We start from the raw sequence: 11,031 nt of genomic DNA, 5'->3' as shown, positions 1-11,031 counted from the left end.
CCTTATCGTCGGCAGCGTCAGATGTGTATAAGAGACAGCTCCCGGGGTGGGGCGTGGGGGCTCCGGCCCCACAAAAAAATCGGAGCGAGGTGGTTCGGTGAAGACCGAACACACCTCGCCCCGAGGCGACGTGCGCGAGGGGGGACTCGAACCCCCACGCCCTCTCGAGCACACGGACCTGAACCGTGCGCGTCTACCAATTCCGCCACTCGCGCGCTGCTGGAAGAGATTAGCACGCAGGAGGGGGTGAGTCCGAACCGAATATGTGCCTGGCCTGGTTCCGAACCTCCCCGACCTCCGGTAGCGTGCGGGTTCGCCCGTCTTCTCCTGACTGGCAGTGCCGAGGCTCACAGCACAGGATCGAGAAGATCCGCAGGACTTCCACACAGATTGCGGTCTGTTGCGACCTGCCGGTCTATACGATCTATGTAGTCTGCCCACGCGCAGGCCGGGAAGGAGGTGGCATGGGCGCCCTGGATCGCTTCGAGAAGAGCGTGGAGCGCATGATGAACAACGCGTTCGCCAAGGTGGGACGTGGTGAGGTGAAGCCCGTCGAGCTGGCAAGCCGGCTCCGGCGGGAACTTGACGACCGCGCCGCGGTGGTGGGTCGAGACCGCACCGTCGCACCGAACGAGTTCACGATCGAGTTGTCCCCTGACGATTTCGCCCAGATCGAGGCGTGGGGGGCACAGACCCTTGCCGACGAGCTGGCGTCGAACGTCACCGCCTATGCGGCGACGCAGCACTACGCGTTCGTCGGCCCGGTCAGCGTGACGTTCGACGAGATGTTCGAGCTCGTACCCGGTCGCTTCAACGTACGCTCTCGCAGCGTGCAGGGGAACGTCGCGCCCGCGACGTCCGGATCCCCCAGCGCACGGCATCCGCTGATCGACATCGACGGACAGCGGTATCTGCTGACCGGTCCGGTGACGGTCATCGGCCGCGACGCGGAGGCGGACATCGTCGTGGACGACCCGGGCGTGTCCCGCCGCCACCTGGAGATCCGCGTGACGCCCGACGGCGTCGTCGCCTCCGACATGGGCTCCACGAACGGACTGTACGTGGAGGGGCACCAGGTCCCTGCGGCCACCCTGCTCGACGGCAACACCATGACGATCGGTCGCACCCGGATCATGTTCTGGTCAGGCAGCGCCGGCGCCGAGGACGAGGACTGGTGATCGACCCCTCATGAGCGAGTTGACGTTCACCCTGCTGCGGCTGGGTTATCTGGTGCTGCTGTGGGTGTTCGTGCTCTCGGCCGTCGCCGTGCTGCGGCGGGATCTCGCAGGCCCGCGGACGGCCCGGAAGCGGCGCCGCAGGCCGGAGCCCGCTACTGCGGGCGGACCGCCCCAGGGACAGGCACCGGCGGCACCAGCACCTGTCATGAGTGCCGGACCGCGGAGCGGTGCGCCCACGCGCCTGGTCGTCGTCGCAGGCCCGCTGACCGGCACGACGATCCCGCTCACGCAGTCCGGAATCCTCATCGGCCGCGCACCGAGCTGCACCCTTGTGCTCGACGACGACTACTCGTCCTCCCGACACGCCCGAATCTACCCGCAGGGGAACCAGTGGTACGTGGAAGACCTTGGTTCCACCAACGGCACCTACATGAACGATCAGCGCATCCAGGGCATCGTCCCGATGCCCCCGGGGGTAGGCGTCCAGATCGGCCAGTCCGTCGTCGAGCTCCAGGGATGACCACCACGTGACCGTGAATCTGCGGTATGCCGCGCGTTCCGATGTCGGCCTCGTCCGCTCCAACAACCAGGACTCCGCGTACGCAGGTCCGCACCTCCTCGTGGTGGCCGACGGCATGGGCGGGCACGCGGGCGGTGACGTCGCCTCGTCCCTGACGATCGCCGCGCTGACCTCGCTGGACCACGGTGACCACAGCACGGACCGTCTTCTGACCGACCTGGAGCAGTCGGTCGACCGCGCGCGCCAGGATCTGATCGCCGCCACGACCACCGATCCCGAGCTGGCCGGCATGGGCACGACGGTGACCGCGCTGCTGCGCAGCGGCAACACCCTCGCCATGGCACACCTCGGCGACTCCCGCGCCTACCTGCTGCGCGACGGACTGCTGACGCAGGTCACCGTCGACCACACCTTTGTGCAGCACCTCGTGGACACCGGCCGCATCTCACCGGACGAGGCCGAGACCCACCCGCAGCGCAATGTGGTGATGCGGGTGCTCGGAGACTTCGACCTCGACCTCACCCCCGACATGTCGGTTCGTGAGGCGATCCCCGGTGACCGGTGGATGCTGTGCTCCGACGGCCTGTCGGGATTCGTCTCCGTCGATGACCTCACCGACATGCTCCGGAACGTCGCCGACCCTGCCGAGGCCGCCGAACGACTCGTCTCGGCCGCCATGCGCGAGGGCTCCACCGACAACATCTCGGTGGTGGTCGCCGATGTGGTGGACGAGGAGTCCGCACCCTTCCCACCGCCGGAGCCCGAGATCGTGGGCGCCGCCGCGCTCCGCGGTGTGACTGCCGCGATCGGCCCGGGCACGATCATCCACCCGAGCGGGCAGAGCCTCGACGGCTCAGGCGGGGCGGCACAACCCCAGGCCAGCGCGGTCGGTACGGCAGTGCTGCCGGACGACGACCCGAACCTGGCCGACGCGCTCGAGCACGCCGTGAACGGCTCCGAAGCGGGAGCCTACGAACCCGAGGTGCTGCCCGACGACGAGATGGAGGAGGCGGCCGAGGCCTCTCCCCGCAGGAGACGCCCTTGGCTGGCCACGTTCGGGACCCTTCTGGTCATCGGCGGCCTGGGTGTCGCGGGCTGGGCCGGGTACCGCTGGACGCAGACCCAGTACTACGTGGGTGAGGCGGACGGCCAGGTCGCGGTCTTCCGTGGCATCCCCGCGACCGCGGGGCCGTTCTCGCTGTCGACGCCGATCGAGTTGACCGGCACGCAGGTCGCGGACCTTCCCGGATACATCGCCGACAGCATCGAGGGCACCATCCGTGCCTCGTCGCACGACGACGCCCTCGAACGCGCGCAGCGCTTGATCGACCAGGCCGAGGAAGTGCAGGAGGAGAACGAGCCCGCACCCGCCGCGGACGAACCGAGCACCGATCCCAGCACTGAGCCGACCGAGGAGCCGCAGACCACGGATTCCGCGGATCCGGCAGGCAAGGATTCCTCGTCGACGGACACAAGCAGCACGAGCAAGGACTCCAGCAGCGGTGGGGGGAAGAACGGATGAGCATGCTCTCCGAGAAGCTCCCTCAGGGGATGCAGGACGCGATCCAGCCCGAGGAGAACGCTCCGGGGCGAGCCGCCGAGGCCGTGCTTCTCGTGGTCGCGCTCGCACTGGGTTTCGGCGGGCTGGCCATGGTCGGCTACTCCCTCGAGGACCGGCTGCCGGACGGCTTCTGGACCGAGGTGCTCGTGCTGTCGGCCCTCTCGCTGACGGCCCACATCGTGCTGCGCATCCGCGCGCCGTACGCCGACCAGGTGATCCTCCCCGCGGTGATGCTGCTCAACACGATGAGCCTGGCGATGATCACCCGGCTCGAGATGGCCGGGATGCGCGGAGCCGACGCCGGCCGGCACCTGATGTGGACCTCGCTGAGCATCGCCGTGGCCTGTGTGCTGCTCCTCGTGCTGCGGGACCACCGGGTGCTGCGCAAGTACACGTACACGGTGATGGTCGCCGCGCTCGTGCTGGTCATCCTGCCGCTCATCCCCAAACTGGGACAGGAGATCAACGGCGCCAAGATCTGGATCAACGTCGCCGGGTTCTCGTTGCAGCCCGCCGAGTTCGCCAAGATCCTCTTCGCGGTCTTTTTCGCCGGCTACCTCGTGGCCAACCGCGACACTCTGGCGCTGGCCGGCAAGAAGGTGCTGGGACTGCAGCTCCCGCGCCTGCGTGACCTCGGGCCCATCCTCGTGGTCTGGGCCGTGTCCCTGATGGTCCTGGTCGGTCAGAAGGACCTCGGGACCTCGCTGCTGTTCTTCGGCCTGTTCGTCGGCATGCTCTACCTCGCCACGGAGCGTGGCGGGTGGGTGGCCATCGGCATGTCGATGTTCGTGGTGGGCGCGTTCGTGGCCTGGACCATCTTCAGCCACGTGCAGGCGCGTGTCGAGATCTGGCTGAACCCGCTGGACCCGGAACTCATCGAGCGGGAGTTCGGGGGCTCCTACCAGATCGTCCAGGGCATGTTCGGCATGGCGTTCGGCGGCATGTTCGGCGCCGGATGGGGCGAGGGGTACTCCTCGAGGATCCCGTTCGCGTTCTCCGACATGATCTACGCGGCGTTCGGCGAAGAACTCGGCCTCACGGGGCTGCTGGCCATCCTGCTGGTCTACCTCGCCATCGTGCAGCGCGGTCTGCGCGCGGCGATCGGCGTGCGCGATGGCTTCGGCAAGCTGCTCGCCGGCGGTCTGGCCTTCGTGATGGCCCTGCAGCTGTTCGTCGTGGTCGGCGGCATCACACGGGTGATCCCGCTGACCGGCCTGACGCTGCCCTTCATGGCTCAGGGAGGCTCGTCGCTTCTGGCGAACTGGATCGTCATCGCGCTCCTGCTTCGCATCTCCGACGCGGCACGTCGACCGTCGGCCCTGCCCACGCGCGGCCAGCTCGCCACTCCACCGATGAACTCCGGGCCCAGCACCGACGGTGCGATCGAGGTAGGGCCGGGAGCGAGCACCGCGGACCGAGCGGCGGCACGACAGAGCATGCCGTCGCCGAGCGACGAGGTGACCCAGATGCACGTCCCGATCCGGAACGACGGAGGTGACCAGGCGTGAACACCACCCTGCGCCGTCTCTCGACGGTGGTCATGGCCATGTTCCTGGTGCTCATGGTGTCCACGACCTGGATCCAGTTCGTCCAGGCCGGGGAGCTCAACGACAACGGGCGCAACGTCCGCAAGATCTACCGGGATCTCGGCGCTGCGCGGGGACCGATCGTCGTCGGCGAGGACAACGTCGTCGTCTCGGTCCCGATCGACGACGCCTACGGCCGCCAGCGTGTGTACGCCGACGGCTCCGAGGACCTCGCGAAGCTGTATGCGCCGATCACCGGGTTCTTCGCGGTCAACGGCAACACCGCCGGGCTGGAGCGCAGCGCGAACGACTACCTCTCGGGCCGGGCCGACTCGCTCTGGCTCGACCAGTTGCAGAACCTCCTCACCGGCCAGGAGGCCGAGGGCTCGTCCGTGGATACCACGATCGACCCGAAGATCCAGCAGGCCGCGTGGGACGCCCTCGGGAACTACACGGGTGCTGCCGTCGCTCTCGATCCGCGCACCGGCGCGATCCTGGCGATGGTCTCCAAGCCGTCCTACGACCCGAACTCTCTGGCCGTGCACAGCAGTGGCGAGGTCAACGAGACCTATCAGGGTCTGGCGAACACGAAGCCGCAGATCAACACCGATGACGGCTCCGAGCAGTTCAGCCCGTACTCAGTGCTGACCAACCGTGCGATCGACGCCACCTACCCGCCCGGATCGACCTTCAAGGTCTTCACCTCCGCGGCGGCGATCGAGAGCGGAGACTTCACCCCCGATTCCGAGGTGCCGTCGCCCAACGGCTACGAGCTGACCAACACGGGCACCACCATCAACAACTTCGGGGGCTACGACTGCGTGGCCGGCAAGACGAAGATCACGCTGGCCGATGCCATGCGCACCTCCTGCAACTCGTCGTACCTCTGGCTCGGCGGCCAGATCGGGAAGGAGGGCATGACCGACATGTTCAAGGCCTTCCGCTTCGATGAGAGTCTGGAAGTGCCCATGGGTACCGTCGCGGGAAGCTACCCGGGCCTCGACAACACCAACCCCGATTCCGTCGACCGCATCGAGCTCAGCGGCATGGGCCAGGGAGACGTGAAACTGACCCCGCTCCAGGTCGCCATGATGAGCGCCACCGTCGCGAACGGCGGCACCGAGATGAAGCCGTACCTGATCAAGAGCATTCGCGACAGCGAGCTGGAGGTGGTCGAGAAGACCAACCCCAGCACGCTCGCCAATCCCATCTCGTCGTCCACGGCGGACGCGCTCACCGGGATGATGATCGGCGTCGTCGAGAACGGTTCCGGGCAGAACGCGCAGATCCCCGGCGTCTCCGTCGCCGGCAAGACAGGTACCGCCGAGAACGGCGGCCACCGGCAGCCGACGCTGTGGTTCACCGGGTTCGCACCGACCGACGACCCGCAGGTCGCGATCGCCGTCGTGCTCGAGAACGGCGGTAACTCCACGGTGGACACCGCGTCCGGCACGCTGGCCGCGCCGATCGCGAAGAAGATCCTCGAGGCGGCGATCGGCTGATGCGACCTGTCGAAGGCACTCTGGTCGGGGAGCGCTACCGCTTGGTGCGCCGCCTGGCCGTCGGTGGCATGGGCGAGGTCTGGGTCGCCTTCGACGAGAAGCTCACCCGTGAGGTCGCCATCAAGGTGCTCCGCGAGGAGTACACCGGCAACGAGGACTTCCTGCGGCGACTGCGCACCGAGGCGCGCAACTCCTCGACACTGCTGCATCCCAACATCGCCCAGATGTACGACTACGGCGAGGAGGACGGCGCCGGCTACCTGGTCATGGAGCTCGTGCTCGGGGAGCCGCTGGCGGACCTGCTGGAGCGCGAGCCCGTCCTGTCGCCCCAGCGGCTGCTGCCGCTGCTCGCGCAGACCGCGCGTGGCCTGCACGCCGCGCACGCGGCCGGCGTCGTGCACCGTGACGTCAAGCCGGGGAACATCCTGCTGGAGCACTCCGGCACCGTGAAGATCACCGACTTCGGGGTCTCCGTGGCGCAGAACCAGGTGCCGATGACCGCCACGGGCATGGTCATGGGAACGGCCCAGTACCTGTCGCCCGAACAGGCGGTCGGGCAGTCCGCGACCGGTGCCTCCGACATCTACGCGCTCGGCGTGGTCGCCTACGAGGCCTCCGCGGGCCGGCGCCCCTTCACGGGCAAGAGCCCGGTCGACATCGCGATTGCGCACGTCAACGCTCCTGTGCCTCCGTTGCCCTCGTCGGTCCACCCGGGCCTGTCCGAGCTGATCATGCAGATGCTGGAGAAGGACCCCGCCCACCGGTTCGCGTCTGCTGAGACGCTCGCCCGTGAGATGGAGGCCCTGGCCGCCGAGATCGCCGCCGACCCGTTCGGCACGCGCCGGGTGTCCGGTTCGTGGTCCGGCGAGCACCCGGAGGCCGGTCCGTCACGGCACGTCAGCGGCGGAGGTCGTCGCGTGTCAGGCCGAGGCGTCGCCCGATCCCGCAGTGAGACCCGTCGAGCGACGCAGGGCGACGGCCGCACCCATACGGTAGGGGCGCACGGCACGGCCCAGCCCGGACCGCCGCCAGGGCAGTTCACGGCAACGGCCACCCCGCAGTCCGCACCAGCCGTCACGCCCGACCCACAGAACCCGTGGAATCGGGTGCCCGGCCATCAGGCCCGGCCGCATCAGCACGGCGCCCCGGGCTCCGGCACCCAGGACCCTGGAGTCCCTGACGGCTATGCGATGCCCGGCCCGGAGCAGCACGACCCGGCGGTCGGCCGGCACGGAACCTCAGCAGAGGGATTCCACCCCACAACCGGATATGTACCGAGCGCGGTGTTCCCGTCGGACGGGGCATCACGAACGTATCCGTCCCGGCGGGAGGTCCGTGCCGAACGGTCCGGTCGCTCAGGCCGTCGAGGCAGCATGGCCACGGGAATCGCGCACTGGGCGGCCGAGTTCGAGGACCGCCTCGGTATCCGCGTCCCGTGGCCCCTGGTCGCGCTCGGAGTTCTGCTGGGCGCCGTCGTCCTCGTCCTGGTGCTGACCACCGGAGGAGACGGAGACGACGACGCCCAACCGTTGGGTAACAGTTCCTACGGAACGACGGATGCAATGCTGAGTTCTGGCACCATGGCTGAGGCCGCGGTCTCTGGGATGATGCTCCTTGACGAGCCGCTGACCGCTCCGCGGCCGGCCGAATCTTCGAAGGACGTATAAGTGGTGGACAACACGCCCCGGGTGCTCGCCGGCCGCTACGAGGTCGGGGAGCTGGTCGGCCGTGGCGGTATGGCCGAAGTACACGTCGGTCATGACACACGGCTCGGCCGCACCGTCGCGATCAAAGTACTACGCTCCGACCTCGCCGACGATCCGTCGTTCCTGGCCCGCTTCCGCCGCGAGGCGCAGTCCGCGGCCGCTCTGAACCACCCCGCGATCGTCGCCGTGTACGACACGGGCGAGGACCGCACCAAGGACGCGAGCGGCAAGGAGATCACCGTCCCGTTCATCGTCATGGAGTTCGTGGAGGGGCACACCGTCCGCGACATCCTGACGGGCGGCTCCGCCGTGCCGATCGAGGAGGCCATCGAGATCACCACGGGCGTGCTGTCCGCGCTCGAGTACTCGCACCGTGCCGGGATCGTGCACCGCGACATCAAGCCGGCGAACGTCATGATCACGCCCACCGGCGCCGTCAAGGTCATGGACTTCGGTATCGCGCGCGCCATGGCGGACTCGGCGGCGACGATGACGCAGACGAACGCCGTGATCGGAACCGCCCAGTACCTGTCGCCGGAGCAGGCCCGTGGCGAGACGGTCGACTCACGGTCCGACCTGTACTCCACCGGCTGCCTGCTGTTCGAGCTGCTCACCGGGCGCCCGCCGTTCCAGGGCGACTCCCCCGTGGCGGTGGCCTACCAGCATGTTGGGCAAGAACCGCAGCGGCCGAGCGAGATCGCCGTCGACGTGCCCGACGTGCTGGACCGCATCACGCTCAAGGCGCTGACCAAGGACCGTGACCACCGGTACAGCAGCGCGGCCGAGTTCCGGGCGGACCTTGAGGCCGCGCTGCGGGGCGGCCAGGTCACCGCGCCGATGGTGGGCGCGATGGCGATGGGCGGGCAGGCCACCCAGATGATGTCGCCCGCCGGGTACGGCACCCAGCAGATGCCACCCGCCGCCGGGTACGGCACCCAGCAGTGGGGCGGCCCGCCCACAGCGGGGCAGCCGCCGATCCAGACGCCGGGGCAGGGCTACCCGACCGGACCCGTGGGGCCGGGCGGCCCCGGTCGCCGGAGTGACAAGGAGACGGACAACAAGAAGACCCTCATCTGGACCCTGGTGGCGATCGCCATCGCGGCGCTGGTCGCAATCCTGATCGCCTGGGTGGTCAACAGCCAGAAGCCCGACGGCCCGGCGACGGTGACCGTGCCGGAGATCCAGGCCGGCTGGAGTTACGAGGACGCGTGCGCCAAGGTCGAGGAAGCAAACCTCACGTGCGACAAGGCGATCGACGAGAACTCCGACCAGGAGGCCGACACGACCACGGGCGAGACTGACCCTGCGGCCGGCACGTCCGCCGAAGAGGGCGGCGCCGTCACCATCTACGTCTCCGGCGCTCCGGGTGAGGTCAGCGTGCCGAACATCGTCGGCATGACGCAGGACCAAGTCAATACCGCCCTCGAGGCCCGCGGACTGAAACTGGGAAACTGGATCCCCAAGAACAGTTCGGACCAGGACGCCGGGCGTGCTCTCAGCTCAGAGCCCGCAGGAGGCGACACCATCACCGAGGGTGAGAGCGTTGACGTGTGGTTCGCCTCCGGCACCGTCACCCTCCCTGATATGACGGGCTGGAGCGAGGACCGCGCCGTTTCGGAACTCAAGGACCTCGGCTTCATCCCCGTCAGGCAGACCGTGGACACCGACGAGGTCGATCCAGGTACCGTCCACCACACGGATCCTGAGCCGGGAGACCACGATGCCGGGATCGATGTGACCTACTACGTCGCCCAGCCGCGTGCCAAGACGACAGTCCCCGAGGACATCCTCGGCATGACGCTGCAGGACGCGCTCGAGGCCTGCGGCGCCGCCACGCTGAACTGCAGCGAGGACAACGTCGAGTACCAGGACAACACCCAGTACCCGGCCGGCACGGTGTTCAACACGGACCCGGCGCCCGGCTCGGAGGTCGACACGGGCTACGACGTCAAGCTCTTCATCGTCAACGAGACGCCAGGGGGCGCCCCGAGTCCTGGCGCCAGCGACATCATCCTGCCCGGCGGCTGACAGCTCGACGAGAACGGCGGAGGACCAGGCTTCGGCCAGGTCCTCCGCCGTTCTCGTGCGCCCGAACCGCGTCCGTGTCGTCGGTGCCGGATCTGGATCTTCACCTACGGAACCCTGAGACGGTTGACGGAACCCTCATCCCGCGACGAGCGGCGCCATTCCCCTCGACCGCTCCACGGCACCCTTCAGGCCGCACAGCTCCAGCCAGTTCGCGAGCAGCCGGTGCCCGCCCTCGGTCAGGACCGACTCCGGGTGGAACTGCACGCCGTGCAGCGGCAGCTCGCGGTGCTGCAGGCCCATGACCACGCCGGACTCGGTGGTGCACGTGACCGCGAGTTCGTCCGGCACGCTCTCCGGGATGGCCGCGAGGGAGTGGTAGCGCGTCGCGGTGAACGGTGACGGGAGCCCGGCGAGAACGGAGTCCTCCGCGCCCACGCCGTCATGGTCGCCGTCGGCGACGAACACCTGGCTGGTCTTGCCGTGCATGAGCTCCGGGGCGTGCGTGACGGTGGCACCGTAGACCTCGGCGAGCGCCTGGTGGCCGAGGCACACGCCGAGCATCGGTGTTCGGGAGCGCGCGCAGGCGCGGATCACGGACTCGGAGGCGCCGGCCTCGGACGGGGTACCGGGGCCGGGGGAGACGAGCACGCCGTCGAAGGTCCCGGCGCCGTCGGCAAACCGGCCGTCGGCTTCGGGCTCGGGCACCGCGTCGTTGCGGACGACGACGGTCTCGGCCCCGAGCTGGTTCAGGTAGCCGACGATCGTGTAGACGAAGGAGTCGTAGTTGTCGACGACGAGGATGCGCGTCATGCGGCCCAGACTACGGGGCCCACGACCGCGGGCGTGTCCTGGTCCGGCAGGCCGGGTCGGGGATCTGCCGCGCCTAGGGCCTGTCCTGCGAATGGGCAGGTCACAGGGCCGGTAATGTCAGGGTTGTGGGTGTTGGACGCGGTGAGTTGACCGATGCGGCTTGGGCGCGGATCGAGCCGTTGTTGCCCTCGGCGGAGGGT

Annotated in this window: 8 protein-coding genes and 1 tRNA gene; 7 read left to right on the top strand and 2 right to left on the bottom strand. The window is 68.7% G+C overall.

Annotation, left to right across the window (positions count from 1 at the left end; all coding sequences use genetic code 11):
* Positions 1–131: 131 nt before the first annotated feature.
* Positions 132–215 (bottom strand) — tRNA-Leu (locus tag HGK34_RS21140).
* A 249-nt stretch (positions 216–464) separates the two neighbouring features.
* On the opposite strand from HGK34_RS21140, the gene HGK34_RS21135 reads away from it, so the two are divergent.
* The 7 genes from HGK34_RS21135 to pknB are packed head-to-tail and all read left to right on the top strand — an operon-like array spanning position 465 to position 10,021.
* Positions 465–1,178 carry an FHA domain-containing protein gene (locus HGK34_RS21135; RefSeq protein ID WP_201851198.1) on the top strand — a complete coding sequence of 238 codons (714 nt, stop codon included), beginning with the start codon at positions 465–467 and terminating at the stop codon, positions 1,176–1,178.
* A 10-nt stretch (positions 1,179–1,188) separates the two neighbouring features.
* Complete coding sequence (locus tag HGK34_RS21130; RefSeq protein ID WP_201851196.1) at positions 1,189–1,698, top strand: FHA domain-containing protein FhaB/FipA; 510 nt, start codon at positions 1,189–1,191, stop codon at positions 1,696–1,698.
* A 7-nt stretch (positions 1,699–1,705) separates the two neighbouring features.
* Complete coding sequence (locus tag HGK34_RS21125) at positions 1,706–3,220, top strand: PP2C family serine/threonine-protein phosphatase (RefSeq protein ID WP_201851194.1); 1,515 nt, start codon at positions 1,706–1,708, stop codon at positions 3,218–3,220.
* Complete coding sequence (locus HGK34_RS21120; protein WP_201851192.1) at positions 3,217–4,767, top strand: FtsW/RodA/SpoVE family cell cycle protein; 1,551 nt, start codon at positions 3,217–3,219, stop codon at positions 4,765–4,767. The genes HGK34_RS21125 and HGK34_RS21120 overlap by 4 nt, the downstream gene beginning before the upstream one ends.
* Positions 4,764–6,287, top strand: coding sequence for a peptidoglycan D,D-transpeptidase FtsI family protein (locus tag HGK34_RS21115; RefSeq protein ID WP_201851190.1), 1,524 nt, complete (start codon positions 4,764–4,766; stop codon positions 6,285–6,287). The genes HGK34_RS21120 and HGK34_RS21115 overlap by 4 nt, the downstream gene beginning before the upstream one ends.
* A complete protein-coding gene (locus HGK34_RS21110; RefSeq protein WP_201851188.1) occupies positions 6,287–7,954 on the top strand; it encodes a serine/threonine-protein kinase in 1,668 nt (555 codons plus the stop codon). Before HGK34_RS21115 ends, HGK34_RS21110 begins: the two co-directional genes overlap by 1 nt.
* Complete coding sequence (gene pknB / locus HGK34_RS21105; RefSeq protein ID WP_201851186.1) at positions 7,955–10,021, top strand: Stk1 family PASTA domain-containing Ser/Thr kinase; 2,067 nt, start codon at positions 7,955–7,957, stop codon at positions 10,019–10,021.
* A 135-nt stretch (positions 10,022–10,156) separates the two neighbouring features.
* Here pknB and HGK34_RS21100 read toward each other — a convergent pair whose 3' ends face one another.
* A complete protein-coding gene (locus HGK34_RS21100) occupies positions 10,157–10,831 on the bottom strand; it encodes an aminodeoxychorismate/anthranilate synthase component II (RefSeq protein ID WP_201851184.1) in 675 nt (224 codons plus the stop codon).
* Between the last annotated feature and the right edge of the window lie 200 nt (positions 10,832–11,031).

This window comes from Myceligenerans indicum (assembly GCF_016742955.1).
Classification (GTDB): domain Bacteria; phylum Actinomycetota; class Actinomycetes; order Actinomycetales; family Cellulomonadaceae; genus Myceligenerans; species Myceligenerans indicum.
This window is presented reverse-complemented; position numbering and strand designations above follow the sequence as displayed.

What these genes read in the sequence shown, in the direction of transcription:
- HGK34_RS21135 (WP_201851198.1), top strand. Translation starts at nt 465, where the DNA reads ATGGGCGCCCTGGATCGCTTCGAGAAGAGCGTGGAGCGCATGATGAAC.
- HGK34_RS21130 (WP_201851196.1), top strand. Translation starts at nt 1,189, where the DNA reads ATGAGCGAGTTGACGTTCACCCTGCTGCGGCTGGGTTATCTGGTGCTG.
- HGK34_RS21120 (WP_201851192.1), top strand. Translation starts at nt 3,217, where the DNA reads ATGAGCATGCTCTCCGAGAAGCTCCCTCAGGGGATGCAGGACGCGATC.
- HGK34_RS21110 (WP_201851188.1), top strand. Translation starts at nt 6,287, where the DNA reads ATGCGACCTGTCGAAGGCACTCTGGTCGGGGAGCGCTACCGCTTGGTG.
- HGK34_RS21100 (WP_201851184.1), bottom strand. Translation starts at nt 10,831, where the DNA reads ATGACGCGCATCCTCGTCGTCGACAACTACGACTCCTTCGTCTACACG.